The sequence below is a fragment of the Methylobacterium sp. ARG-1 genome (assembly GCF_001262595.1).
Classification (GTDB): domain Bacteria; phylum Pseudomonadota; class Alphaproteobacteria; order Rhizobiales; family Beijerinckiaceae; genus Methylobacterium; species Methylobacterium brachiatum.
Genome location: NZ_LHCD01000034.1, coordinates 21,856 through 48,006 on the forward strand (window position 1 = coordinate 21,856; position 26,151 = coordinate 48,006).

Consider the following 26,151-nt stretch of genomic DNA (forward strand, 5'->3'; position numbering starts at 1 on the left):
TCCGGCGGCGGCCCGTCTTCTAGCCGACGCGGCGTGACAGCGCCGCGTCGGCCGCGCCCTAGGACGCGCGCCGCAGGACCACGTAGGGCAGGTCGCGCAGGAGTTCTCCGAGATCGACGCCCTCCCCGGCGCCCTCGACGGTGCGGCCCGAGACGATGTCGCGCCAGCTTGTACCCGCCCCGAGATCGACCCGGGTGCCGGCGAAGGCCTCGCCCGACCAGATTGCCTCGCCGACGATGCCGGCGAACAGCCGCGGCACCGCCACGAACAGGTCGCCGCCCTCCTCGCCGGGATCGGTCCGCCGATAGGCGATCACGTGGGCCGCCCGCGCGCCCCTCGCCTCCACCGGCTCGTAGGCCGCACTGGCGTAGAAGCCCGGGCGCTCGGCCCGCTCGGCGAGCAGCCGCGCCAGCGTCGCCTGCTTGACCCGCCCGTCCGTCCAGTGCGCCAGCAGCTCGGCCGGCGCGCCGCCCCGTTCGAGCATCCGCTCGAGGGCCGGGTAATCCACCGGGCGGCGGTTGTCGGGATCGACGAACGAGAAGTCCCAGATCTCCGTGCCCTGGTAGGTGTCGGGCAGGCCCGGCAGGGTGCATTTCAGGACCGTCCGGCCGAGCCCCGCGAGCATGCCGAGATGGGCGAGCCGCCGGGCGAAGGGCCGGAGTTCCCGCAGGAAGTCCGAGCCCGGGGCGATCAGCGCCGAGAACAGCTTCTTCGTCGCGCCCTCGTAGACCTCGTCGACATTGACCCAGCTCGAGCGGCGCTTGCCCTCGCGCATGGCCTTCTCGCCATAGGCGATCAGCCGGTCGCGAAAATCCTCGATCGCGGCCGTCTCATCCTGCTCCAAAAGCTCCAGCGGCCAGGCGCCGAGGATCGCCTGGAAGAACATCCACTGGTCGTTGGCGTCGGGGGCCGGCTCGCCGTCGATCCGGGCGAGGTGCGGCCCGGCGGTCCGCTGCCACAGGTCCCAGGCACCGGCCCAGCCCTCCGGGATCTCGGAGAGGGCGAGCAGCCGGGTCCGGGCATCCTCGCCGCGCTTGGTGTCGTGGGTCGCCGTGGTGATCATGGCGTTCGGCCAGTCCCGGGCGCGGGCGATCTGCAGGTCGTGGAAATGCTCCGCGTCGATGCCGTACTCGCCGGGATCGCCGCCGACCTCGTTGAGGCCGAGCAGGCAGGCATACCGGTAGAACAGCGTGTCCTCCAGGCTCTTGGCCATGACCGGGCCGGTGAGCTGCTGGAACCGGCGGCGGAAGCGCAGGACCACCCGCGGGTCCGGGCGCCCCGCCCCCGTGGTCTCGATCCGACCGAGCAGCACGTCGGCGGCGAAATCGTGCACCGAGCGGTCGGGCAGGCCCGACCAGCGCTTGGCCTTGGCGACCGCGCCCTCGATCAGCCGCACGTCCTCCGGCTCGACCTCACCCTCCTCCAGCTCCGGCGGCAGGTAGCTGCGATAGGTCGGGAAGCGGGCGATGATCTCGATCAGGGCCCGGCGCAGGGCATTGACGGTGAAGTCGCGGGTGCGCCGGTCGGCATCGGCCACCTCCTTGAGGTCGGAGGTCAGCACCTCGAGTTCGCTGGCGAAGCTGATCTCGAGGATCTCGGCTTTGGCGGCACGCAGCTGGAACCCGTAGGGCTCGTCGACGCCCGAGGCCCATTCGTAGAGCCGCCGGACCTTCCCCTGGCGCTCCTTGTCCACCAGGATGCCGTCGAGCTGGTTGAGCACGTCGTAGCCCGTGGTCCCGGCCACCGGCCAGGGTCGCAGCCGCTCGCCGGGCTCCAGGATCTTTTCGACGACGACGTAGAAGCCCGGCCCGACCGCCGCCTGGAGCGCGCGCGCGTAGCCCAGCGGGTCGGCCAGCCCGTCGATATGGTCGATACGCAACCCGTCGATCCGGCCCTCCCGGATATGCCGGAACACGGTCTCGTGCGAGCGGTGGAAGATGTCGGACAGCTCCACGCGCAGGCCCGCGAGCGAGTTCACGTCGAAGAACCGGCGGTAGTTGATGTCGCTCGAGGCGACCCGCCAATGGGCCAGCCGGTAGGCCTGGGCCTCCAGCAGCCGGTGCAGCGGCCCGAAACTGTCCGGGCGGCCCTTGAAGCCGTTGAGCAGCGCCAGGGTGCTGGCCGTGGCCTCCTGGATCAGCGGCGACACGCCGTAGATCTCGGCGAGCCGGCGCTTGAGCCCCTCGGCCTCCTCGGGGAAGCTCTGGCGGCGGGTCTCGTCGGTGTCGATCGACATGGCCCGCAGCCGCTCGGAGATGGCGAGCAGCTCCGCGGTGGTGTCGTCGTCCACGGCCCCGATCGCGGCGATCACCCGGTTGAGGATGGTCGGGTAGCTCAGGGGCCGGATCGGCAGCTGGTGCTCGTAGTGCCAGACGCTGAAGGCGCCGGCCTCGGGGTCGAACTTCAGCTCCAGCGTGCCCTTCTCCAGGGCCTCGCCGTAGCGGTCGCCCAGGAACGGGATCACTAGGTTGCGGCCGGCGCCAAGACGCTGCCAGTCGATGTCGAAGGCGTCCGCGAAGGGCGACAGTGACCCCCATTCGAGCACCGAGAGCCACCAGGGGTTGTCGGAGCCGCCGACGCCCATGTGGTTGGGCACGATGTCCAGCAGAAGCTTCAGCCCGTGCCCGTGCAGGGTGTCGGAGAGCTTGACGAAGCCCTCCTCGCCGCCGAGCTCCGGGTTGATCGCGCCGTGATCGACGATGTCGTAGCCGTGGGTCGAGCCGGGTCGCGCCTTCTGGAGCGGCGAGGCGTAGACGTGGCTGATCCCGAGCTTCTTGAGATACGGGACGATCCGCTCCGCGTCCGCGAAGGTGAAGTCCTTGTGGAACTGCAGCCGGTAGGTCGATTGCGGCGGCGGCGCCGCCAGCCGGGCGGAGCCTGAGCGCGGTCCCCGCGACTCGGCCGAGAGCGAGGCCGCGAGCTTGGCCAGCGGTCCGCCGGGGGCGGCGATGTCGACGAGGTCCCGGTCGAGCTTGCGCCGCCAGTTCGGGTAGCCCTCGGTCGAGCCCGGCACGTTGGCCTGGGCGAGCTCGGAGACCACGTCCTCGTACTGCACGGCGGTCAGCATCGAGGGGGCGCGGGCGAGGTAGCGGGCGGCCGCCTCGAACGGCGCGGCCTCGGGCGGCTCGGCCGAGGGCAGGAGCTGCTCGGCGGCCAGCGCCTCGGTGAGGCGGCGACGCTCGACCACCCGCTCGTTGCGCTCGGCCTCGGCGCGCTCGTGATCGTAGAGGCCCAGCGACTGGCGGGTGTCGGTGTCGACCCCGCGCCACCAGCCGACGAAGGTCGGCAGGTCGTGGGTGGTGATGGCGGTGAGCGCGTCGCGCGGATAGGTGGAGGGGGCCTTGAACCGTCCGTCCCCTTCCCGCTCAAAGGCCAGGATCCGGTAGCTCAGCACGCCGGCCCGCATCAGGGCGTCGGAGAAGCCCTCGGGCGCGGTGCCGAGATCCTCGGCGATGACCAGGCACTTGTTGCGGTGGCTCTCCAGCCGCAGCACCGCCAGCATCGGCTCGAACGGCATCATCACGTAGGCGCCGGCATGGGCGCCGGCCCCCAGCGGGATCAGGAACAGCCGGGCGAGCTGGAAGGCGTGGTCGATCCGGATCGCGCCGGCATGGCGCATGTTGGCCTGAACCAGGGCCCGGAACGCCGCGAGACCGTCGCGCTCCATCTCCAGCGGGTCGAAGGCCGGCAGGCCCCAGTTCTGGCCCTTGGGGGCCAAGAGGTCCGGTGGCGCGCCGATCGAGACCCGGTCGGCGAAGCGCTCGGGATGCGACCAGATCTCGGAGCCGCCCCGGTCGGCGCCCACCGCGAGGTCGCGGTAGAGCCCGACCCGCATGCCGGCGCCCAGAGCCGCCGCCGAGGCCGCGGCGAGCTGGCGGTCGGCGAGGTATTGCAGCCAGGCCTGGTAGCCCACCGCCTCGGCCTTCTCGGCCGCGAAGGCCATGACCGCATCCGTGCCGGCGCGGCGGTATTCCTCGGGCCAGTCGCCGAGCCAATGGGCGCCCTGCTGCCGGAAATGCTCGGAGAGCGCCTCGAACACCGCATGCGCGGCGAGATCCGGGCCGCCCTCCTGGCGGAAGCGCTCGAACGCGGCGTCGGTGCCGGCCCGGGCCGGGGATTCCAGCCAGAGGGCGCGCAGCACCGGGTCGAGCACGTCGGCCACGCCCTGATGGTCGACGAGGGCGGCCTCGCGCAGGGCGGTGATCGCGTCGGCGCGCTCGGCGAGCAGCGCCTCGGCCCGGGAGCCGGCGAGCCCCGGCAGGCTGCGCGGCGCGATGAACAGGGTCTCGAGGAACAGCCGCGAGGACGGCGAGTAGGGCGAGATCTTGGTCCGGTCGGAGCCGAACAGGGCGTGGACCGGGCTCAAGCCCAGAAAGGCCGCCCCGCGCAGGGCTGCCTCGCGGGCGGCCTCGCCGGCATCCGCGTAGGTGCCGATGCCGATATTGGTGGCCGAGCGCAGGCCGTAGAGCTGCGCGGCCATGCCCCAGTCGGAGGCGCCCTCCTCCGTGTAGGGACGCGGGCGCCAGCAGCGCTGCGGCGCGGCGATCACCCAGGATTCGGCGCGGATCCGGCCGGCCTGGACGGTGAGGCGGTGGTAGCCCGGGGTCAGCGGCGGCAGCTCGAAGCCCGGTTCGGCCCCCTGCAGGTTGGCCCGGCCCTCGCGGGCCGCGCCGCGCTCGTCCACGAGCCGCCAGACCAGGGTGTGCGGGGTGCCGTCCTGGACGCGGACCGGCACCCGGGCGCTGCGCCGCGCCTCCACGGGCAGGAGCGGCGGGACCAAGCCGCAGCGCAGGGCCTCGACCTGGGCGAGGCTCTTGGCCACGCCGGCCTCGTCCTCGACCGCGAAACCGAGCGCCGCGAGCAGGCCGCGCCGCACCTCCAGGGAGGTCTCGACGGGCTGGCCGAAAGCGTCGGTATAACCGGCGGCGACGCCGACGAGGTCGGCGAGTTTTTCCAGGGGGCTCACGAGCGGGGCTCCGTCAGGAACAGGCCGGTCCAGGACGGCAGGTCCCGTCCGGCCGTATCGGGGGCGTTGGTCCAGACCACCCGGGCGCCGCCCGGATCCAGCGCGAAGGGCGCGTCCCCGACATTGGCGATGAACCGAAGGGTGCCGGCGCCGAACTGCCAGGTGCAATCGACCACGTCGGCCCGCGGCAGGGTGGCGGCGGCGCCCAGGTAGCCGGATTTCGCGAGCGGCACGACCACGTCCCGGCGCAACCCGAGCAGGCGCGTCGTCTCGGCCAGGACCTCCCGGTGCGGCGAGCGTGCCCGCTCGGACCAGTCGAGCTTCGAGGCCTCGAAAGTCTCGCGCTCGGTCGGGTCCGGGATCTTCGACGTGTCGTCGGCAAACGCCGCGAAGCTTTTGAACTCCCGGCGCCGACCGTCACGCACCGCCTTGTTCAACTCCTCGTCCGGGGCGAAGTCGACGAAGAACAGGAACGGCGTCGAGGCCGACCATTCCTCGCCCATCCAGAGCATCGGGATCTGCGGCGCCAGCAGGAAGCCGGCCCGGGCGAGATCGAGTTTCCTGGGATCGGCCAGATGATTGAGGCGCTCGCCCAGCGCCCGGTTGCCGACCTGGTCGTGGTTCTGCAGGAAGGTCACGAAGGCCGAGGGCGGCAGATGCGCCGAGGGCTCGCCGCGCGGATGGTTGCCGAGGGTCGAGAACGGCTCGCCTTGATAGGCGAAACCCTCCGCCAGGCAGCGGGCCAGGCGCTCGATTGGTTTGTCGGCAAAGCTTTGATAATAACCGGCATCCTCACCGGTGAGCAGCACGTGCCAGCAATGGTGCAGGTCGTCGGCCCATTGCGCGTCGTGCATCTTCGGCTTGCCGGCGGCGTCGCGCTCCAGCCAGCGGGCCTGGTTGGCCTCATTCTCCAGCATCAGGTGGATCTCGCGGTCCGGGAAGCGCCGCCGGACCGTCTCGCCGAGCTCAGCCAGGAAGTGGCGGGGCGAATCGTCGAGGATCGCGTGGACGGCGTCGAAGCGCAGACCGTCGAAATGGTATTCCTCCAGCCAGTACAGGGTGTTCTGGATGAAGAACTGCCGCACGGTGGCGCCGCTCTCCTTGCCGTCGAAATTGATGCCCGCGCCCCACGGCGTCTGGTGGCGCTCGGTGAAGAAGGTCTTGGCGTAGGCGTGGAGGTAATTCCCGGCCGGGCCGAAATGGTTGTAGACCGCGTCGAGATAGACCATCAGGCCGAGCCCGTGGGCGGCGTCGATCAGGCGCTTGAGGTCGTCCGGGCGGCCATAGGCGCCGTCCGGGGCGTAGGGCAGGACCCCGTCATAGCCCCAGTTGCGCGAGCCCTTGAAATCGGCGAGCGGCAGCAGCTCGATGGCGGTGACGCCGAGCGCCTTGAGGTCGGGCAGGCGCGCCTGCAGACCGGCATAGGTGCCCTCCGGGGTCGCGGTGCCGACATGGCACTCGTAGATCACCGCCTCCTCGAACGGGCGCCCGGTCCAGGCCTCGTCCGACCACGCGAAGGCGCGCGGATCCACCACCTCGCTGAGGCCCGAGACGTCGTCCGGCTGGAAGCGCGAGGCCGGGTCCGGCACGACGAGGTCGCCGTCGATCCGGAAGCCGTAGCGGGCCCCCGGCTTCACCCCGGGCAGGGCGGTGCGCCGCCAGCCGCCGCCCGACTCGGGCAACGGGTGGTCGATGCCGTCGACGACGAGTTCGACGCTCTGTGTGGTCGGCGCCCAGAGGGCGAAGCGCACGCCACCCCCCACCATCTCGGCTCCGAAATCCATGCTGTGGGCGCGCCGCATCGGGCCACGGTCCTCGTCGTTGGCCGTGCGCACCGAAGGGCAAGCGCGGCAGGGATCATTGTCGTGGGAGAAGGCCCCGGGCACGATCCGGTTCCCGCAGCGCAGCTATGGCGACGTGATGAGACGGCAAGCGTGCGAAAAATGGCGCGGGGGCAGGGCGATCCGTCGGAACCGCTTGCCCCACCCCGACCGCGGGACGAAAGGCGTGGTTCCGTGATGCGTCGGATCTCCGCGCCCTCCCCGTCCTTGCTTCGCTCACGCTCGCGAGGACGGTGTGTTTCCGATCCGAGCCTGTTCTCAGCCCCCCGGCACCCAGCCGCTCCGCGCGCCCACCCCCGCTGCGGTGAGCACCAGGACCGTGCGGCCGGGCAGCGGGACGGGGGCGTCCGGCCCGTAAGACGGGGCGCCGGGCGGGACCGTGCCTTCGGCCTCGCCGGTGTCGAAGACCGGGTGCCAGGGGCCGCCGATCACGGGGGCGAGGCGGAAGTCGACAGGCTCCAGCCCGGCATTGAACAGGACCAGCAGGCGGTCGCCGGCGCGGCCGTCATTGCCGATCTGCATGCCGAACACCTGAAGGCCGTCATCGGCCCAATGGCCATTCTCCATCTCGGTGCCCTCGGGGGCGAGCCAATGCACATCCCGCAGGGGAGAATCCGGGCCGATCGGGGCGCCAGTGAAGAAGGTCTGCCGCCGAAGAGCTGCTTGAGCCCGGCGCAGGGCCAGCAGATTCGCCACGAATCCGGTGAGCTTCGGATCCGGGTCGCTGGTCCAGTCCATCCAGCTCGTTGGATTGTCCTGGCAATAGGCGTTGTTGTTGCCGCCCTGGCTGCGCGAGCGCTCGTCGCCCATCAGCAGCATCGGCACGCCCTGCGCCAGCATCACGGTGGCCAGCATGTTGCGCTTCTGGCGGGCGCGCAGGGCGAGGATCGCCGGGTCGTCGGTGTCGCCCTCGACGCCGTAATTGCAGCTGACATTATGGCCGTGGCCGTCGCGGTTGCCCTCGCCGTTGGCCTCGTTGTGCTTCTGCTCGTAGGCCACCGTGTCGGCCAGGGTGTAGCCGTCGTGGCTGGCGATAAAGTTGATGCTGGCCAGCGGCGAGCGCCGGGACGGGGCGAAGACCTCGCGCGAGCCGGTCAGCCCCTGGGTCAGCTTCGCCAGGGTACCGGAATCGCCCTTCCAGAAGCCCCGGGCGGCGTCGCGGAACTTGTCGTTCCACTCGCTCCAGCCGCGCGGATAGCCGCCGAGCTGGTAGCCGCCCTCCCCGATATCCCAGGGCTCGGCCACCATCTTGACCCGGGCGAGCACCGGATCCTGAGCCACCGCCTGGAAGAAGGCCGCCTGCGGGGTGAAGGCCAGGGGCGAGCGCCCGAGGCTCGTGGCGAGGTCGAACCGGAAGCCCGCGATGCCGTAGGCGGTGACCCAGTGGCGTAGGGAATCGAGCACGAGCTGCATCACCCGCGGGTGGCTCGCATCGAAGGTGTTGCCGCAGCCGGTGCAATCGACGGTGCGGCGCCGGTCCGCGGGGTCGAGCTTGTAGTAGCTGGCATTGTCGATGCCGCGGAACGACAGGGTCGGGCCGCTGTGGTCGCCCTCGGCGGTGTGGTTGTAGACCACGTCGAGCCAGGTCTCGATCCCGGCCGCGTTCAGTTCGCGGATCGCCGCCTTGAGGCCGCCCGGGCCGCCCTCCCCGCGGTAGCGCGGATCCGGGGCGAAGTAGTTCAGGGGCTGATAGCCCCAGAAGTTGACGAGCCCCTTCTCGACCAGGAAGCGGTCATCCGCGAAGGCCTGGATCGGCAGCAGCTCCAGGGCGGTGACCCCGAGCTTGACCAGGTGCTCGATGATCGCCGGATGGGCCAGCGCCGCGTAGGTGCCGCGCTCCGCTTCCGGGATGTCGGGATGGGTGCGGGTCAGCGCCTTGACATGGGCCTCGTAGATGACCGTCTCGGTGAGCGGCCGCCGCACGGGGGCCAGCGCAAGGTCGGGCACTTCGGGGGCGGTGACCACGCCCTTGGGCATGTAGACCGCGCTGTCGCGCCGGTCGATCCTGTCTTCTCGCCGGTCCTCCCGGCCGCGGCGGTGGCCGTAGAGCGCGTCGTGCCAGCGGATCCGGCCGCGGATCTCCCTTGCATAGGGGTCGAGCACCAGCTTCGAGGGGTTGAACCGGTGCCCGTTCGCCGGATCCCAGGGCCCGTGCACCCGGTAGCCGTAGAGCTGGCCCGGCAGCACCCCGCGCAGGTAGCCGTGCCAGACGTCGTCGGTGCGGCCGGGCAGCCGGACCGTGCGGGTCTCGTGCCGCTCCCCCGGCTCGAACAGGCAGATGTCCACCGCGGTGGCATGCTCGGAGAACAGGGCGAAGTTCACCCCGCGCCCGTCGAAATGCGCGCCGAGCGGCGCCGCCACCCCGTCATCGACGGCGATCATGGGCAGAGTCCGGGTTTTAGGGACATGGGCCGAGGCGCGTGCCGGCGCCGGCGGGCGAGGTCAGCCATCGGGATCGGCCGGCAAGGCGCGTGGAACCGTGCGCCTTGCCCCGTCCCCGCCAAGCCCGCGGGAGATGCGGATCTGCACGGGAGCGCGATCCCGTCGTCGGCCGCATGAGGCGCGGATCCCTCTCCCATACGGGAGAGGAGCGCGCGTCGCGCTCTGCGAGAGCGATGGCGCCTCAAAGCCGGATCGACAGCGTTAGCGTCAGCGAACGAGGCCCGCCTATTCGGCAGCCGCCGCGGTCGTCGGGGGCTCGCGCTCCATCGTGCGGAAATTCTCCAGCTCCGACAGGAAGTTGCGGGCCCACCAATCGACGTCCTCCCGGGTCATGCGCTCGACCATCGGCCGCCAGCGGGCGACTCGCTCGGCCTTGGGCATGTACAGGGCGGAGCGGATCGCCTCGGCGACCTCGAACCGGTCGTAGGGGTTGATCAGCAGCGCCTCGGGCATCTGCCGGGCCGCGCCGGCGAATTTCGACAGGACCAGCACGCCGGGATCGTCCTCGCTCTGCGCGACCACGTATTCCTTGGCGACGAGGTTCATGCCGTCGCGCATCGGCGTCACCAGCCCGACCCGGGCCGCCCGGTAGAGGCCGGCCAGGACCGGGCGCGGATAGGCCTTGGTGATGTACTGAATCGGCGTCCAGGCCGGGTCGCCGAGCGCGCCGTTGATCTCGCCGACCTTCTCGTTCACGTCCCGGGCGAGCTGCTCGTATTCCGGCACCTCGCTGCGCGATTTCGGGGTGATCTGGATGTAGGTGACGTTGCCGCGCTGGTCGGGATTGGAGGCGAAGAAGCTCTCCACCGCCTCCATCCGCTCGGACACGCCCTTGGAATAGTCGAGCCGGTCGACGCCGATCAGCAGCTTGCGGGTGCGCAGGCCCGCGATGGTCTCGCGCACCACCTTGTTGGAATTGGCCTTCTCGGCGGCCTCCTTGAAGCCGGCGACGTCGATGCCGATCGGGAAGGCGCGGATCCGGGTGCGGCGCCCGTCGACCATCAGCGAGCCGCCGCCGAGCGGGATCGCCCGCTGGGTGTCGACCAGGTTGCGCTGGAGGTTCTGGACGTCGGCCTCGGTCTGCAGGCCGATCAGGTCGTAATCGACGATGGCGCGCAGCAATTCGGTGCTCGCCGGCAGCGAGTTGAACACGTCGGCCGCCGGCCAGGGGATGTGGTGGAAATAGCCGATCGGGTTGTCCAGCCCGAGGCCGCGCAGCTCGGCGGCCAGCGGCAGCAGGTGATAATCGTGCACCCAGATGATGTCGTCCGGCTCGACCAGCTTGGCGAGCGCGCGGGCGAAGGTACGGTTGACCCGGCTGTAGCCGGCGTAATCCGAGCGCGAGAACGCGCCGAGCCCCAGCCGGTAATGCATGATCGGCCACAGGGCCCGATTCGCAAAGCCGGCGTAATATTCCAGGTGGTCCTGCGGCGAGAGGTCGACCACGGCGTACTGGACCCGGCCCCGGTCGATCAGGGTCGGCTCCTCGGAGGGCTCCTCCGTGATGTTGCCGCTCCATCCGAACCACAGCCCCTCATAGGCGGTGAACGCCTCCTTCACGGCGACGGCGAGGCCGCCCGCCGCAACCGCCTTCCCGCCATCCTCGGGGATGGCGACGCGGTTCGATACGATCACAAGGCGTGCCACGCGGGTCGGCTCCGGATCAGGGGCGCGGCTCGAGTCGAGGACCTCGCCGCGCCTGCATCGGGACTTCTCAGTAGCAGAACGCGCGGAGGCCCTGCGCGATCCTTTGTCAAGGCAACCCAAGCGTGAAGCCGGGCGCGGGTCAAGTCGAGCACCCCGCCGCACCGGACAGGATCGCCGCCCTGTCCGGTGCTCGCGGCGCGGTCCGGGCCCCGCGCGGCGAGCCTTCGAAGGCTCTTCGCGGCGAAGCCCGGGATGTGTCGAACGGCCACCGAAGGGAAGCCGTCATGCAAGCGTGGCGGTTCTGCCGGACCCTGCCTGAACGCCGGCTGAGCGAGGGCCGACGCGTCGCGCGGACCGGTCGCGCCGACGCCGCCCGCCGGACCGCACGCCGCGCTGGAACCGGTGACAGCCCAGTCGGTTACTCAGCCATCGCGGGGGCCGCGGTCGCCGCGAGCGACGCCGTCCCTGCGCCGCGAGGAGTGTTTTCGAGATGGCCGGCAACGAGTTCCCGCAGGACGCGCCCAAGGACCCGCTGAAGGATCCGGCGCACGAGCGGCCCGGCGAGACCGCCGGCGAGCGCGCCCAGTGGCGTGCCCTCCAGGGCGACGTCGAGGGCCTAGCCGACGAGGCGGCCGAGCGCGGCCGCGGGCTGATCGACGCGGCGCGTCTCCAGGCCCAGGATTACGTCGAGCGGCGCAAGAGCGACGCCGCCCAATCGGTCCACGAACTGGCGCAGACGATCCGCAATTCCGGCCGCGATCTCGGCGACAAGCCGAACGTGCGGGCTTTCTTCGACAGCGCCGCCGACGGGCTCGAGCAGCTCGGTTCCTCGATCGAGCGGCGCAGCCTCGGCGACTTCTACGGCGAGGCCGAGGCCTTCGCCCGGCGTGCCCCGGTGGCGGTGGCGGTCGGCACCTTCGTGGCCGGCCTGATCGCCGCCCGGTTCATCAAGTCGTCGAGCCTGCCGCCGGAAGCGCCCGACGGCGACGCCCGCGACAGCTTCCGGGCCTGACGATGGCCCAGGGTCCTGATCCGCGCCAACCCGGCGCCTCGAGCATCCAGAGCCTGATTGGCGATGCCCTGCGCGAGACCAACGAGCTCGCCCGCAAGGAGATCGCGCTGTTCCGCGCCGAGATGGCGGGCAATGTCCGCCAGCTCATCGTCGGCCTGGCCTGCATGGTCGGCTCGGCCGTGTTCGCCGTGGTCGCCTTGCTCGTCCTGATCGGCGCCCTCGTGAAGTGGCTCGCCACCATCGTGGGTTCCGAGTGGCTCTCGGCTCTGATCGTCGGCGGCGTGCTGCTGGTCATCGCCGTGGGCATGGCCCTGTGGGCACGCAGCGTCCTGTCCCTCTCCACACTGGCGCCGACGCGCACGACGCGCCAAGTTCGCCAGGATGCCCAGGCCCTGTCGGAGCGCGTATCCGGATGAGTTCGATGACCGACCTCGAGAAGGAAATCGAGGCGAGCCGGGCACGGCTCGACGAGACGATCGACCAGATCCAGGGCAAGCTCTCGGTCCCGAACATCGTGGACGAGATGCTGGGCAATGCCCGGCGCACGCCCGCGCTGAGCGGCATCTATGACGGCGCCCTGGAAGCGGTACGCCGCAACCCCGTGCCGGTCCTGCTGATCGCCGCCGGAGTGGGGCTGCTGTTCAACCGGATGGCCCGGGATGCCGAGCGCCGCCGCACCCAGGTTTCGGCCGAGCGCGTGGCCACGCTGAATACCGGCACCGCCCGCGGCTACGATCCCGACCTGCCGACGGTGCGCCCCGTCCGTGATCCCCTCGAGAAGACCGAGATCTGACGCCCGAGACGTGACGATTCGAGCCCGGCCCGACGGCCGGGAGGCGCGACGCTCCCCGCGTCGCCGAGACGGACATCCGAGGACCCCGCCATGACCGACAAGCCGACCCCCTCCAGCCTCCCCGAGCAACTCGCCGCCCAGGCCGGCATGCCGACGGGCTCGGGCGACAACAGCCTGCGGCCCGATCCGGCCGGCCACGGCGACCCGCGTTCGGCCCCCGGCGAAGCGGCCGGCGATTTCACCCTCCGCCCCGACCCGCGCGGCCTGCACGACCCGCTCCCGCCCGGCGCCGCGACGCGCCCGATCGATGCGGCCGCATCCGCAAAGGAGGGCGCCCAGGAGGCCACTGATCGCGCCGCCGACCTCGCCGGGCAGGCCCGCCAGACCGTCTCGGACCTGGCCGACGATATCGGCAACCGCCTCGGCAGCGCCGCCGATCAGGCCCGCGCCCGCGCCGCCTCGGCCTATGACGAGGCCCGAGAGCGCGCCGCCGCTCTGCACAAGCGCAACCTCCGGGCGCTCGACGACATCACCACCCAGGGGATCGACGGGCTCCAGCGCGGCCGCAGCACGGTCGAGCGCTTCGTGGACGACAACCCGCTGCTGGTGGGCGTCGTCGGCGTCGCCGCCGGCCTGCTGCTCGGCGCGCTGCTGCCGCGCACCCGCCAGGAGGACCGCAACATCGGCCCCTGGGCCGACGAGGTCCGCGACCAGGGCCTGCGCTACGCCCGGGAGGTGACCAATATGGGCCGCGAGTTCGTCCAGACTGCCCTCGATCCGGACAACCTTAACGCGGCGGTCCGCAAGGCTGGGGATTCCGACGGCCACACGCCGCCAGCGAACGAGCGGGCCGCGCACAACCTCTAAAGACGAAGTTACCGCCTGCCAGCCTGAAAGCTGGCGGGCGGTTTCATTCAGGCTCGATACAGCCCCGCATGCGCCTCGCGGAGCAGGTTTTTCTGCACTTTGCCCATGGTGTTGCGGGGCAATTCGTCCACGAACAGGACGCGCTTGGGGCATTTGAACCGGGCGAGACGGCCCTCCAGGGCCGTCACGATTCCCGCCTCGTCCGGGGCGTTCGTCCCGCCGACTACCACGGCGGTGACAGCCTCGCCGAAATCCGGGTGCGCCAGGCCGATCACCGCGGATTCGACCACGCCCGGCAGGGCGTCGATCTCGGTCTCGACCTCCTTCGGGTAGACGTTGAAGCCCCCGGAGATGATCAGGTCCTTGCCGCGCCCGACGATGTGGACGTAGCCGCGGGCATCGACCTTGCCGAGGTCGCCGGTGATGAAGAAGCCGTCCGGCCGAAACTCGGCTTCGGTCTTCTCGGGCATCCGCCAGTAGCCCTTGAACACGTTCGGGCCCTTCACCTCGATCATCCCGACCGTGTCCGGGCCCAGGGCCGCGCCGGTCTCGGGATCGACCACCCGCAGGGAGACGCTCGGCAGGCGGAAGCCGACCGTGCCGGCGACCCGGTCCCCCGTATAGGGGTTCGAGGTGCTCATGTTGGTCTCGGTCATGCCGTAGCGCTCGAGGATGGCGTGGCCGGTGCGCGCCTGCCATTCCCGGTGGGTCTCCGCGAGCAGCGGCGCCGAGCCCGATACGAACAGGCGCATGCCCCTGGCCGCCTCGTGGGTGAGGCCGGGTTCCTTGAGAAGCCGGGTGTAGAAGGTCGGCACGCCCATCAGGGCGGTCGCCCGGGGCATCAGGCTCAGGATCAGCTTCGGGTCGAGGCGCGGCAGGAACAGCATGGTGCCGCCGCTCGCCAGCACCGTGTTGGTCGCCACGAACAGCCCGTGGGTGTGGAACACCGGCAGGGCGTGGATCAGCACGTCGTCTTCGGTGAAGCGCCAGACATCCACGAGCGTGCGGGCGTTCGACGCCAGATTGTCGTGCGTGAGCATGGCGCCTTTGGAGCGCCCGGTCGTGCCGGAGGTGTAGAGGATCGCGGCGAGGTCGTCCGGCCCCCGGGGCACGTCCGCGAACGCCGTCTCGTGCCGGTCCGCGGCCTCGGCGGCGCTGCCGGTTCCCGCCGCATCCAGGGTCCAGATTTCGCGGATGCCCGCGGCGGCCTGCGCCAGGGCCTCGCGTCGACCCGGATCGCAGACGAAGATCATGGGCTCGGCGTCGCCGAGGAAATACCCGATCTCCGTCGGGGTGTAGGCGGTGTTGAGCGGCAGGAACGCGGCGCCCGCGCGCACCACCCCGAGATACAGGAAGATCACCTCGGGGCTCTTCTCGACCTGGACCGCCACCCGGTCGCCGGGCCGCACGCCGGCCGCCTGCAGGGCCGCCGCGTAGGCGCCGGAGCGGGCGATGAGATCCGCGTAACTGTATCGGCGCCCTTCCGGCGTCTCGATCACGGTCTTGGCGGGATCCGGGACGCCGTCCCGGACCAGGGAGAAGAGATGGTTCGTCATCGTGAGGCTGGAGCTATCACGGACCGCAGGGTTCACGCAGCCATAGAACCGTTCCGGATCGCCCCGCAATCGCGGTCCGCCTCTCGCCTCTGCTTTCCGGGGCCTCTGTCAGGCCGGCAGCCGCTGCCGCGAGACAGGAAGGCGCCGTCCGGGACGCGCTCCGGGGCGAACAGCCCGAAGCCGACGGGTGCCGGCATCCCGACATCAATCGCCTCCATGCCCGCCGCCGACCTGACCCTGGGCGCTGGTGCACGGGCTTGCCGCGCTGATCCTCGACCGCCGGGTACCCCTGGAGGCCGGCGAGACCGAGGCGGTCGCCCGCCGGATCACCGGGCAGTTCGCCCGGCTGGCCGCTGGCCTTACCGAAGCGTGAGCCGGGCGGTCAGGCCTCGGCCAGCACCACCGCCCGCGGCGGCGGCAGCTTGGCGCGCAGCTCCCGGGTCACCGAAGGGGAGGCCGCCACGGTGCCGAGATTGGCGTAGGTCTCGTGGTTCTTCTCGATCGCCGCGAGATCGTAGAGGTAGTTCACCATCAACCCGTGCGACTGGGCCAGCCCCTTCTTCGACGTGTCGCCGAGGAAGTTGATCCGGTCCAGCCGGGCGCCGTTGCCGAGATGGAACCGGGCCACCGGGTCGAGGGGGCGACCGCGCTCGTTCTTGGCGCGCAGGAAATAGGCGGCCGCGGCCGGGATCAGCGCCTTGCGCACCGCCTCGGCCCGGGCCTTGTCGGCGTGCCAGTCCGGATCGTCCAGCGCCCGCAGCACCTCCACGTCCTCCGGCAGCAGCCCCTGCGGGCTGTCGGCCCGGCGCTCCCGGGCGAGCCAGGCGGCGAAACCCGGCACCGGCGAGAGCGTGACGAAGGTCTTGAGCGAGGGCACCTCGCGGGTGAGGTCCTCGACCACCTGCTTGATCAGGAAATTGCCGAAGGTGACGCCGGCCAACCCCTTCTGGCAGTTGGAGATCGAGTAGAAGATCGCCGTGGTCGCCGCCCGCGGCTGCAGCGGCTTGCGCTCCCGCGACAGGATCGGGGCGATCGCCGGCGCGACCTGATCGGTGAGCGCCACCTCGACGAAGATCAGCGGCTCGTCGGCGAGCGCCGGGTGGAAGAACGCGAAGCAGCGCCGGTCCGGCGGCTCGATCCGGGCGCGCAGGTCGTCCCACCCGGTGATCGCGTGCACCGCCTCGTACCGGATGATCTTCTCGAGGATATGGGCGGGCGTGGTCCAGTCGATGTGCCGCAGCACCAGGAAGCCCCGGTTGAACCAGGAGGCGAACAGGTGCTCGAAATCGGAATCGAGGCTGTCGACCGCGTCGAGCACGGCGGGGTCCGCCTCCGCGCCCGTGCGCAGCGCCTTGCGCAGGTCGAACAGGTCCTCGCGCATCCGCACGAGGCTGAGCGTTCCGCCGCGGGCCAGGTTGAGGCGGCGGATCAGCTCCTGGCTGCGCGGCTCGGCGGCCTCGTGCAGGGTGCCGAGGCGGGCCCGGGTCGGGTCGGCCCGGTAGGCGGCGATCGCCTCGTCGACGGCGGCATGGTCCGCGTCGAAGTCGAGGGCGATCCCCCGCAGGAAGGCGTGGCGCTCGGTCTGGCCGAAGCTGGCGTAGCGGTCGAGGATCAGCCGGGCCAGCGCGACCCCGGAGGCCTCGCCGCGCCGCGAGATCAGGTCCTCGCACAGCTTGACCAGCTCGCTCGCGCTGGCCCGGCCGGTGATGTCGCTGCGGCCGATGCCGATCAGGTCGCGGCCACGCTCGCTGATGGTCTGGAGCAGGTCGCCGAAGAAGGAGATCGCCGCCATGACCCTCGCACTGACCCCTGTCGGACCGGACTTGACGCGTCTCCGGTCTCATGACGCCGGCGCATGGACCCGCACATCCGTGAGGGCCCGGCCCTCCGGTCATGCTGGTCCCGGCTCTGAGCCGCCATTCTACGGTGGCGGGGCGGTCGCGACCAGAGCTTGAGCGGTCGCGAAAGGCTCACCGTGCGGCCCCGAGACGAAGGTCGTGTGACGGCGCGATCCTGGAAGGCCTCAGTGCCGCTCGGCCAGGGTGGCGAGGTCGGCCCGCTCCCGCCAGTCGCCGATGCCGTGGTGGCGGGCGAAGCGGAGCTCGGCGGCCCGGAGGGCGCGGTCCGGGTCGCGGGCCCGCATGATCTCGACGGCCCCAATGGTGAAGGGCACTCCGAGGATCTCCTTGGCAAACTCGACGCGGTAGTTCGGCATCCCGTACTCCCTGCTGCGGTGTTTCCGGACCTATCGTTCGGAACGAATCCGGCTCGAAAACCGTATCCGGATCACGAACCCAACTGTGCGTTCGACGCCCGGCACGCGGACGGCCGGAACCGCGTCGATGGCATATGGTGCAGGACGCCGGACCGTGAAGGGGCGTGGGGCGTGACCGAGAGCTGCAGCCCGGGCGCTTGCCGCATGGCGCGCCCGGCCCGTATCGGTCCCGGCTCTTCCCTCCCCGACACGGATTCCACGATGGCCCCCATACCGGCCCTGAAGCGGCGGCGCGCCTGCCCGCCCCCGACCCTGCCGTGACCACCATCCTCGACGCGAAGGCCCGGCTCGGCCTGACGCTGATCGCCGGCGGGGCGGTCGCCAACATCTATTACAACCAGCCGCTGCTCGGCCTGATCGTGTCCGAGTTCGGCGACGCCGCCGCCCTGTGGGTGCCGACCACGGCGCTCGTCGGCTACGGGCTCGGCATCATTGGGCTGGTGCCGCTCGGCGACGCCCTGCCCCGCCGCCGGCTGATCGTCTGGCAATGCCTCGGCCTCGCCGTGGCGCTGCTCGCCGTGGGTCTCGCCCCAAACCTCCCCTGCCTGGCGCTCGCCCATCTCGTGGTCGGCGTGCTCGCCTGCGCGGCGCAGCAGGCGGTGCCGTTCGCGGCCGAGCTCGCCCCGGATGCGAGCCGCGGCCGGATCGTCGGGCAGGTCATGACCGGCCTGCTCACCGGCATCCTGCTCGCCCGCACGGCGAGCGGGTTCCTGGGGGCGCATCTCGGCTGGCGGGCCGTGTTCCTGGCCGCGTCGCTGCTCGCGCTCGCCATGGCCGGCATCGCCCGGGCGACCCTGCCGCACACGCCCCAGACCCAGCGCCTGCGCTACCGGGCCCTGATGCTGTCGATCCTGCACCTCGCCCGGTCGCAGCCGGTCCTGCGCACCGCGAGCCTGTCGCAGGCGCTGCTGTTTGCCGCGTTCAACGCCTTCTGGGCGACCCTGGCGCTGCTGGTCGAGAACCCGCCCTTCGGGCTCTCCGCGGCCGGGGCCGGCCTGTTCGGGGTGATCGGCGTCTGCGGCGCCTTCGTGGCGCCGGTATCGGGCCGCTTCACCGACATACGCGGCGCGAAGCCGGTGGTGCTCAGCGGCAGCCTGATGGTCGCCCTCTCGTTCCTGGTGCTCTGGGCCGGGGGCACGTGGTCGCTGGTCGCGGTCGGGATCGGCGTGCTGCTGATCGATATCGGCATGAACGGTGCGCTCATCGCCAACCAGACCCGGGCCTACGCCCTGGTCCCGGGAGCGCGGGGCCGGATCAACACCGTGCTGTTCACGACCCTGTTCGTGTTCGGGGCGCTCGGCGCCTTCGCGGGCTCGCAGGCCTTCCTGGTGGTCGGCTGGCCGGGGGTCTGCGCGGTGGGCCTCGCCTTCTCGGCGCTCGCCGTTCTGGTGGCGGCCCGCGATCCGCACGGGCCGGCCACGCCGACTACTTGAGCACCCGCGAGAGGCGGCACCACGCCGCTTTCTCCGCCGGCAGCCCGAACCGAAGCCGTTCGGGGCGTTCGGGGAAGCGCCGCACCGCGATCCCGGCTTGCGCGAGCCGGCGGTACAGGCCCGGCCCGTCGGGAAAATCGGCGGTGCGGAACAGGCTGGTGCCGCCGACGATCGTCCCGCCGCCGCGGGCGATCAGCCGGTCGAGGCGCGCCGCATCCGCTGCCCGCGCCCGGGCGGTCTCGGCCCGCCACGCCGTATCGGACAGGGTGGCCCGGCCGATCGCCAAAGCCGGCCCGGACACCGCCCAGGGGCCGAGGGCGGTGGCGATCCGGTCCGCCGTCCCCGGCTCGGCCACCGCGAAGCCGAGGCGCAGGCCGGCGAGCCCGTAGGTCTTGCCGAAGGAGCGCAAAACCACGAGCCCCGGGGCCGCGTGCGGGCACAGGCTCGCCACCGGCTCCAGGTCGGCGAAGGCCTCGTCGGCGACCAGCAGGCCGCCGCGGGCGCGCAGCGCGTCCGCCAGGGCGAGCCGCTCAGTCAGCGGATGGGTCCGCCCGTCCGGATTGTTCGGATCGACCAGCACCGCCACGGCCGCGTCGCCGATCGCCGCGATCCCGTCGACCTGCGCCACCCTGTGCCCGGCCCGTGTCCAGGCGGCTGCGTGCTCGGCATAGGTCGGGCCGACCACCGCGACCCGGGTCGGGGCCACGAGCCGGGGCAGGGTCTCGATCAGGATCTGGGTGCCGGGGGCGGGGACGACATGCGCCGTATCGGGCGCGCCGTAGGCCATTGCGGCCGCCTCCCGCAGGGCCTCGACCTCGGCGGCGGCGGGAAGCCGCGTCCAGGCGCTGGCCTCCACCGGCGGCACGGGATAGGGGACCGGATTGATCCCCGTCGAGAGGTCGAGCCAGGGCTCCGGCGCGTCCGGAAAGGCGTGTCGGAGGCCTCCGAGATCGCCGCCATGGGGGATTGGCCCCGGGATCGCCCCCGGCCGCGGAGCGGAATTCCAGAAACGATGGTCCATCCGCCCGATACGCTCGCCATCCTCGCCCTCGCCCTCGGGATCGAGGCGGCGTCCGGCTACCCGGACGCGCTCTACAAGGCCTTCGGCCACCCTGTCACCTGGATCGGCCGGCTGATCTCCAGGCTGGAGCGCAGCCTGAACCGCGGGTCCGAAGGGCGGCGTCGGGTCGCCGGCTGCCTCGCCCTGGTGCTCCTGCTCGCCGCCACGGGGCTGCCCGCCTGGGCGCTCACCGGGCTCGCCCTCTGGGCCGGCCCCCTCCCCGCCTTCCTGCTCCTCGGCCTGCTCTGCGCGAGCCTGCCGGCGCAGCGCAGCCTGAACGACCACGTCGCGGCCGTGGAGACCGCCCTGCGCGAGGGCGGCCTCGAGGCCGGCCGCCGCGCCGTGGCGATGATCGTCGGGCGCGATCCCGACCGGCTCGACGCCCCGGCGGTGTGCCGCGCCACGATCGAGAGCCTGGCCGAGAACTTTTCCGACGGGATCGTGGCGCCGTCCTTCTGGATCGGCTGCCTCGGCCTGCCCGGCGGCGTGCTCTACAAGGCGATCAACACCGCCGACAGCATGATCGGCCACCGCACCCCGCGCTACGCCGCCTTCGGATGGGCTGCGGCGCGGCTCGACGACCTGGTGAACCTGCCGGCCTCGCGGCTCGCCGGCCTGCTGATCGTCGGGGCGGCCGCCCTGCGCGGCGCCGATGCGCAGGGCGCGCTCCGGGCGATGGCCCGCGATGCCGGCCGCCACCGCTCGCCCAATGCCGGCTGGCCCGAGGCCGCCATGGCCGGGGCGCTCGGCCTGCGGCTCGCGGGCCCGCGGGTCTATGACGGCACCCTCGTCCCCGACGCCCATATGGGCGAGGGCCGGGCCGAGGCCACGGCCGACGACATCGCCCGGGCGCTGAGCCTGTACCGCACGGCCTGCCTGATCCAGGGCGGCTTCGTCCTGGCCCTGCTCGCCCTCTGGCTCGTCGGGATGGGCTGACCGGACGGCGCGATTCCAAGTCCTCGATTCAACGTGCGCGCCGCCGGACCGGTATCCCATGCGGCGGCGCGCGTTCTAAGCTCGGTCGAGCGGGATCGAGGAGAAGCCCATGCGCGCGGTGTTCGTCGATGCCAGCGAGACCCTGGCGGCGGTGGCGCGGCGCCTGCTGCGGCCGGACGATCCGCCCTTCGCGATCAATCTCCAGCCCGACATCACCCCGGAGGATCTGCCGGCCCTGCTCGCCGGGGCGGAGATCGCGGTGATCGACCACACCGCCCTCCCCGTCGCCGTGGCCCGCGCCTGCCCCAGCCTGCGGCACGCGGTGTTTCTGGGCACCGGCGCGCGCAGCTACATGGACCCGCAGGCGCTTCAGGCCGAATGCGGCGTCACGGTCCACACGATCAAGGGCTACGGCGACACCGCGGTCGCGGAATGCGCCTTCGCGCTGCTATGGGCCGCCGCCCGGGGCCTGCCCGAGATGGACCGGGCGATGCGGGCGGGGCGCTGGCTGCGCACCGAGGCGATCCAGCTCACCGGCAAGACCATCGGGCTGATCGGCTTCGGCGGGATCGCGGCCGAGATGGCGCGGCTCTGCCGCGGCGCCGGCCTGCGGGTGCTGGCCTGGAACCGGAGCCCGAAAACGCATCCGGGGGTCGAGTTCGTCCCGCTCGAGCGGCTGCTGGCCGAGAGCGACGTGGTCTCGCTCCACCTGCTCCTGACCGAGGAGACGCGCGGCTTCCTGTCGGCCGCGCGCATCGCCGCCCTGAAGCCCGGGGCGATCCTGATCAACACCGCCCGGGGCGCGGTGATCGATGAGGCCGCCCTGGTGGAGGCCCTGCGCGCCGGGCGGATCGCCGGGGCCGAGCTCGACGTGTTCACGGTCGAGCCGCTGCCCGCCGACCACCCGCTCGCGTCACTGCCGAACGTCGTCCTGTCGGCGCATTCGGCCTTCCGCACGCCCGAGGCCAGCGACACCCTGATCGGCGCCGCCCTCGACCATTGCCGACGGATCGCCGCCGGCTGATCCCGTCAGTGCTCCGTCCCCGGCATGTTCTGACGCGGCGCCCCGCCATGGTCGCGGATCACGTTGGACCGTTCCGGGGCGCCCTTGGCGTCGGCGACCTGCTTCCGGGCCGCGGCGGCCAGGAACCAGACGACGCCCAGAGTCCCCAGGGCGAGGATCAGAAGCGGAATACCTTCGCTCATCGCGGTGCCCTCCTGGATGATGATCCGCAGGGGCACGGATTTGCATCATCGTGCCGGACGGTCCGGCATCAGGAATTATAACGCGCGATACCGTCCGATGTTCAGGCCGTGCGCGGTGCCGGGGATACCGCCGCCCGCTTGGCCGCGTCCCGCCGCAGGGCGGAGAGCACGATGAACATCAGGGCGGCCCCGATCGCCAGGCAGGCGGACAGGAACAGCATCGGCACGAGGTCGCTCTGGGTCTGGTCGCGGATGAACGGGACCATGTTCTGCGCGACGAACCCGCCGAGATTGCCGACCGAGTTGATCGCCGCGATCCCGGCCGCCGCCGTGGCTCCGCGCAGGAAGGTCGCGGGCATGGACCAGAAGACCGGCTGGGCCGAGAACGTCCCGGCCGCCGCCACGCACAGGCAGGCGAACTTCACCGCGTTGCCCGGCAGGATGACGCTGAGCGCAAGCCCGGTCGCCCCGACCAGGGCCGGCCCGACCACGTGCCAGGTCAAGGCGTTGCCCTGGGCGCCGGTGCGGGCGGCGTGGCGGGGGACCCACCACAGGGCGACCGCGGTGGCGGCCCACGGGATGATGTTGAGGAAGCCGTTGGTCAGGTTCGAGACCCCGAACCCCTTGACCACCGTGGGCAGCCAGTAGCCCAGCCCGTAGGCGGCGAGCGGCAGCGAGACGTAGACCCCGGCCAGCATCAGCACGCGCTTGTCGAGGAGCGCCGCGAACGGATTGCCGTGATCCACGAGGCCGCCGCCCTCGCGCTCGGCCCGGAGCGTCTGGGCGAGCCAGGCGCGCTGGTCCTGGGACAGCCAGGGCGCCGTCTCGGGGCCGTTCGGCAGGATCAAGAGCACGATTGCGGTCATCAGGATCGCCGGCGCCCCCGTGGCCAGGAACACCCATTGCCAGCCGGCCAGCCCCAGGACCCCGTCGAGGCCGAGCAGGGCCCCGCCGATCGCCGCGCCGACCGCGTTGGCCACCGCACTGGCGATCATGAACCAGCCGATCATCCGGGCCCTGTGCGCCTGCGGGAACCACAGCGTCAGCGCGAACAGCACCCCCGGGAAGAAGCCGGCCTCCGCGGCGCCGAGCAGGAAGCGCAGCACGTAGAACATCGCGGCGTTCTGGGTGAAGCCCAGCAGGATCGTAACGATGCCCCAGGTGAACATGATCCGGGCGAACCAGACCCGGGCGCCGACCCGCTCCAGGAACACGTTGGCGGGCACCTCGAACAGGAAGTAGCCGAGGAAGAACAGTGACGCGCCGAGCCCGTAGGCGGTCTCGCTGAGACCCAGGCTGCCGACCATGTCCAGCTTGGCGTAGGAGACGTTCTGCCGATCGATATAGGCGATCAGGTAGAGCAGGCCGAGCAACGGCATCAGCCGCAGGGTCACCGTGCGGACGGTTCTCTCGGCAAACTCCTCGCTAACCAGGGGCTGCGTGGGGGGCATATGGCGTTCCTCTGGACCCGTGCGGCCCCTCGTGGCGGGGGCCGGCATTACACAGAGTAATCCCTGGCCCGGCCCTCGCCTACCGGGCAAGCGCCAGGAGTCGGTCGCAGTCGACATGGGCCGCGATGTGTCGCGCCAGGCCGTCGAGCGCCGCCTCGACCCCGGCCTCGTAGCCCGCCCCCGCCGAGATCGTGCCGAGGCGGGTGAGCCAGGCGGCGCGCTGGGCATCGTGCGCGAACAGCCCGTGGACGTAGGTCCCGGCCACCAGCCCGTCCGCGGAGACCGCCCCGTCGACGCGCCCGTCGGCGAGGCGCAGCAGCGGCCGGGCCGCGTCGGGGCCGTGCGTGGCGCCGATATGCATCTCGTAGCCCGTAAACGGCACCGCATCGGGCAGGCTCGTGCCGGTGGCCGCGGCCAGTCGCTTGTCCGGTGTCATCACGGTCTCGACGTCGAGGAGCCCGAGCCCCGGCACCGTGCGGGGCGCCCCCTCGATCCCGTGCGGATCGGCGAGGCTGCGCCCCAGCATCTGGTAGCCGCCGCACAGGCCGAGTACCCGCCCGCCCCGCCGGACATGGGCCCGCAGGTCGATGTCCCAGCCCTCGGCCCGGAAGAAGTCCAAGTCATCGATCGTGGTCTTGGAGCCCGGCAGCAGCACCAGGGCGGCCTCCGCGGGGATCGGCGTTCCGGGGCGCACCAGCACCACCGACACCCCGGGCTCGGCCCGGAGCGGGTCGAGGTCGTCGAAATTGGCGATGCGCGGCAGCACCGGCACCGCGACGGTGACGGTCCCGGCCGGGCGCGGCCCGGAGCCCGCGAGCCCGAGCACGTCCTCGGCCGGCAGGCGCGCGGCCTCGGGGAAGTGCGGCACCAGGCCGAGCGGCGCCCAGCCGGTCTGCTCGGCGATCAGCCGCATCCCATCGGCGAACAGGCTCGGGTCGCCCCGGAAGCGGTTGACGATGAAGCCGGCGATCATCGCGGCGTCGGAGGGCTCGATCACCGCCTTCGTGCCGACCAGGCTCGCGATCACGCCGCCCCGGTCGATGTCGCCGACCAGCACCACCGGCGTGTCGGTGGCCCGGGCAAAGCCCATATTGGCGATGTCGCCGGCCCGGAGGTTCACCTCCGAGGCCGAGCCCGCGCCCTCGACCAGGACCAGGTCGGCCTCGTCCGTCAGCCGCGAAAAGCTGTCCAGGACGGCCTGCATCAGCCGCGGCTTCCAGGCCTGGTAGTCGCGCGCCTTCACGGTGGCGACCATCCGCCCCTGCACCACCACCTGGGAGCCGATTTCGCTCTGGGGCTTGAGCAGCACCGGGTTCATGTGCACGGAGGGCGGCACCCGGGCGGCCCGGGCCTGGAGCGCCTGGGCACGGCCGATCTCGCCGCCATCCGGCGTGACGGCTGCGTTGTTCGACATGTTCTGCGGCTTGAACGGCCGCACCCGCAGGCCCCTCTCGGTGAAGGCGCGCGCCAGCCCCGCCACGAGCAGCGACTTGCCGACATCGGAGCCGGTGCCCTGGATCATGAGGGCCCGCTTCATCGCGGGTCTTGCTGGCCAATCGGCATCGTCACATCCTGAGCGCCAGACGAATCGAGCCGGCCGTGGACCTGACCTTTCCGATCGAGTTCAACGTCCTGGGCACGCCCGTCTCGCTACAGGCCAAACGCGCCCGATCCAAGGAGGCGTGGAAGGAGAAGGTCAGGGCAGCGAGCCTTGAGGTCCTTCCGGTCGGTCATTTCGCCACCGAGCGGCCGGTCGCTGTGACGCTCTACTACTTCACGGCCGTTCCCCGCACCGGGGACATCGACAACATCCTCAAGCCCACGCTCGATGCCCTGATCCGGCACGTCTACCTCAACGATGGGCAGGTCGAGCGCATCGTGGCCCAGAAGTTCAAGCCCGGCGACGTGTTTCCGTTCACCGCTCCGAGCCCCGTCCTGGCCGAGGCCCTGCAGAGCGTACGGCCCATCGTCTATATCAGGCTGTCCGACGATCCCTTCGAGGACCTGACATGAGCGCGACGGAACGCGAACAGCGAGTTCTGGATCTCATCACGCCGCGCCTGAAGGCCGAAGGCTACGAGGTGTTCACGCATCCGTCGCGCGGCCTGCTGCCGGCCTTCATGCAGGATTACCAGCCGGATGCCATCGCACTCGGCCGCCCGAAAAATATCGCCATCCAGATTGCCCGGGACGAGGTGGGCGAACGCCCGAGGGCTGCGGCGCTGACCGAGCGTTTCGCGACGATTCCGGACTGGGAATTGCGGATCGTTTACGCGCCGGAGGGGAGCGATGACCGACCGGTTCCCGGCGTGCCGCGCGACGCGATCCCGACCGCCATTGCGCGCGTCGAGACGCTGCTGGCCGCCGATCAGCCCGAGGCGGCCCTGCTGCTGGGCTGGTCAATTCTTGAAGCCGTCGGCCGGCTGCTCCTGCCCGGCGACATGTCGCGACCGCAGCCGGCCGGCCAACTCCTGGAGCGGATGGCGATGCATGGCATCGTGACGCCGGACGAAGCGGAACGGCTGCGACAGGTCGCGGTGCTGCGCAACCAGGTCGCCCATGGCGCCCTGCGGGTTGCGGTGCCCCGCGAGGCTGTCGCGGACCTCCTCTCGATCTTGCGCGAGGCGCTCGCCGAGAGCGAGGTCGCCGCGGACGCTTGAGCGGGC

The 26,151-nt window shown here is 71.6% G+C and carries 21 protein-coding genes; 10 read left to right on the top strand and 11 right to left on the bottom strand.

The window, feature by feature from the left end:
* Window positions 1–58: 58 nt before the first annotated feature.
* From AKJ13_RS24065 to AKJ13_RS24080, 4 genes are all read right to left on the bottom strand, one after another.
* A complete protein-coding gene (locus tag AKJ13_RS24065; protein ID WP_050735643.1) occupies window positions 59–4,966 on the bottom strand; it encodes a malto-oligosyltrehalose synthase in 4,908 nt (1,635 codons plus the stop codon).
* Window positions 4,963–6,768, bottom strand: coding sequence for a malto-oligosyltrehalose trehalohydrolase (treZ, locus tag AKJ13_RS24070; RefSeq protein WP_050735672.1), 1,806 nt, complete (start codon window positions 6,766–6,768; stop codon window positions 4,963–4,965). Before treZ ends, AKJ13_RS24065 begins: the two co-directional genes overlap by 4 nt.
* A 297-nt stretch (window positions 6,769–7,065) precedes the next feature.
* Entirely contained in the window at window positions 7,066–9,189 is a 2,124-nt protein-coding gene (glgX, locus tag AKJ13_RS24075) for a glycogen debranching protein GlgX (protein WP_050735644.1), read from the bottom strand.
* Window positions 9,190–9,474: 285 nt separating this feature from the next.
* Entirely contained in the window at window positions 9,475–10,896 is a 1,422-nt protein-coding gene (locus tag AKJ13_RS24080; RefSeq protein WP_050735645.1) for a trehalose-6-phosphate synthase, read from the bottom strand.
* Window positions 10,897–11,386: 490 nt separating this feature from the next.
* On the opposite strand from AKJ13_RS24080, the gene AKJ13_RS24085 reads away from it, so the two are divergent.
* From AKJ13_RS24085 to AKJ13_RS24100, 4 genes are all read left to right on the top strand, one after another.
* The gene (locus AKJ13_RS24085; RefSeq protein ID WP_050735646.1) at window positions 11,387–11,908 is read left to right on the top strand and encodes a hypothetical protein; all 522 of its coding nucleotides are present in this window, start codon (window positions 11,387–11,389) and stop codon (window positions 11,906–11,908) included.
* A gap of 2 nt (window positions 11,909–11,910) precedes the next feature.
* The gene (locus tag AKJ13_RS24090; protein ID WP_007562768.1) at window positions 11,911–12,324 is read left to right on the top strand and encodes a phage holin family protein; all 414 of its coding nucleotides are present in this window, start codon (window positions 11,911–11,913) and stop codon (window positions 12,322–12,324) included.
* Window positions 12,325–12,329: 5 nt separating this feature from the next.
* Window positions 12,330–12,701 carry a DUF3618 domain-containing protein gene (locus AKJ13_RS24095; RefSeq protein WP_200905695.1) on the top strand — a complete coding sequence of 124 codons (372 nt, stop codon included), beginning with the start codon at window positions 12,330–12,332 and terminating at the stop codon, window positions 12,699–12,701.
* 90 nt (window positions 12,702–12,791) lie between these two features.
* Window positions 12,792–13,568 carry a hypothetical protein gene (locus tag AKJ13_RS24100; protein ID WP_050735648.1) on the top strand — a complete coding sequence of 259 codons (777 nt, stop codon included), beginning with the start codon at window positions 12,792–12,794 and terminating at the stop codon, window positions 13,566–13,568.
* A 47-nt stretch (window positions 13,569–13,615) separates the two neighbouring features.
* Here AKJ13_RS24100 and AKJ13_RS24105 read toward each other — a convergent pair whose 3' ends face one another.
* A complete protein-coding gene (locus tag AKJ13_RS24105) occupies window positions 13,616–15,124 on the bottom strand; it encodes a malonyl-CoA synthase (RefSeq protein WP_050735649.1) in 1,509 nt (502 codons plus the stop codon).
* Window positions 15,125–15,371: 247 nt separating this feature from the next.
* On the opposite strand from AKJ13_RS24105, the gene AKJ13_RS33150 reads away from it, so the two are divergent.
* A complete protein-coding gene (locus AKJ13_RS33150; RefSeq protein ID WP_280137124.1) occupies window positions 15,372–15,497 on the top strand; it encodes a hypothetical protein in 126 nt (41 codons plus the stop codon).
* A 9-nt stretch (window positions 15,498–15,506) separates the two neighbouring features.
* Here AKJ13_RS33150 and AKJ13_RS24110 read toward each other — a convergent pair whose 3' ends face one another.
* On the bottom strand, window positions 15,507–16,916 hold the full coding sequence (locus AKJ13_RS24110) for a malonyl-CoA decarboxylase (RefSeq protein WP_050735650.1): 1,410 nt from the start codon (window positions 16,914–16,916) through the stop codon (window positions 15,507–15,509).
* 231 nt (window positions 16,917–17,147) lie between these two features.
* Window positions 17,148–17,339, bottom strand: coding sequence for a hypothetical protein (locus tag AKJ13_RS24115; RefSeq protein ID WP_007562754.1), 192 nt, complete (start codon window positions 17,337–17,339; stop codon window positions 17,148–17,150).
* 317 nt (window positions 17,340–17,656) lie between these two features.
* Here AKJ13_RS24115 and AKJ13_RS24120 point away from each other — a divergent pair, with 317 nt between their 5' ends.
* The gene (locus AKJ13_RS24120) at window positions 17,657–18,832 is read left to right on the top strand and encodes an MFS transporter (protein WP_050735651.1); all 1,176 of its coding nucleotides are present in this window, start codon (window positions 17,657–17,659) and stop codon (window positions 18,830–18,832) included.
* Here AKJ13_RS24120 and cobD read toward each other — a convergent pair.
* Complete coding sequence (cobD, locus tag AKJ13_RS24125) at window positions 18,825–19,853, bottom strand: threonine-phosphate decarboxylase CobD (RefSeq protein ID WP_050735673.1); 1,029 nt, start codon at window positions 19,851–19,853, stop codon at window positions 18,825–18,827. The genes AKJ13_RS24120 and cobD overlap by 8 nt on opposite strands.
* Here cobD and cbiB point away from each other — a divergent pair.
* Both cbiB and AKJ13_RS24135 read left to right on the top strand, forming a co-directional pair.
* Window positions 19,845–20,828, top strand: coding sequence for an adenosylcobinamide-phosphate synthase CbiB (cbiB, locus tag AKJ13_RS24130; protein WP_050735652.1), 984 nt, complete (start codon window positions 19,845–19,847; stop codon window positions 20,826–20,828). The two genes, cobD and cbiB, sit on opposite strands and share 9 nt — an antisense overlap.
* A gap of 109 nt (window positions 20,829–20,937) precedes the next feature.
* Complete coding sequence (locus AKJ13_RS24135; RefSeq protein WP_050735653.1) at window positions 20,938–21,852, top strand: NAD(P)-dependent oxidoreductase; 915 nt, start codon at window positions 20,938–20,940, stop codon at window positions 21,850–21,852.
* Between the two features lie 5 nt (window positions 21,853–21,857).
* Here AKJ13_RS24135 and AKJ13_RS32345 read toward each other — a convergent pair whose 3' ends face one another.
* The 3 genes from AKJ13_RS32345 to AKJ13_RS24150 all read right to left on the bottom strand — a co-directional run bounded on the left by AKJ13_RS32345 (window position 21,858) and on the right by AKJ13_RS24150 (window position 25,022).
* The gene (locus AKJ13_RS32345; RefSeq protein WP_007562744.1) at window positions 21,858–22,034 is read right to left on the bottom strand and encodes a hypothetical protein; all 177 of its coding nucleotides are present in this window, start codon (window positions 22,032–22,034) and stop codon (window positions 21,858–21,860) included.
* 101 nt (window positions 22,035–22,135) lie between these two features.
* Entirely contained in the window at window positions 22,136–23,485 is a 1,350-nt protein-coding gene (locus tag AKJ13_RS24145) for an MFS transporter (RefSeq protein WP_050735655.1), read from the bottom strand.
* Window positions 23,486–23,564: 79 nt separating this feature from the next.
* Window positions 23,565–25,022, bottom strand: a complete 1,458-nt coding sequence (locus tag AKJ13_RS24150; protein ID WP_200905696.1) for a cobyric acid synthase — start codon at window positions 25,020–25,022, stop codon at window positions 23,565–23,567.
* A 62-nt stretch (window positions 25,023–25,084) separates the two neighbouring features.
* Here AKJ13_RS24150 and AKJ13_RS24155 point away from each other — a divergent pair, with 62 nt between their 5' ends.
* Entirely contained in the window at window positions 25,085–25,498 is a 414-nt protein-coding gene (locus AKJ13_RS24155; RefSeq protein WP_050735675.1) for a RusA family crossover junction endodeoxyribonuclease, read from the top strand.
* The gene (locus tag AKJ13_RS24160) at window positions 25,495–26,145 is read left to right on the top strand and encodes a hypothetical protein (protein ID WP_050735656.1); all 651 of its coding nucleotides are present in this window, start codon (window positions 25,495–25,497) and stop codon (window positions 26,143–26,145) included. The genes AKJ13_RS24155 and AKJ13_RS24160 overlap by 4 nt, the downstream gene beginning before the upstream one ends.
* The last annotated feature ends 6 nt before the right edge of the window (window positions 26,146–26,151 follow it).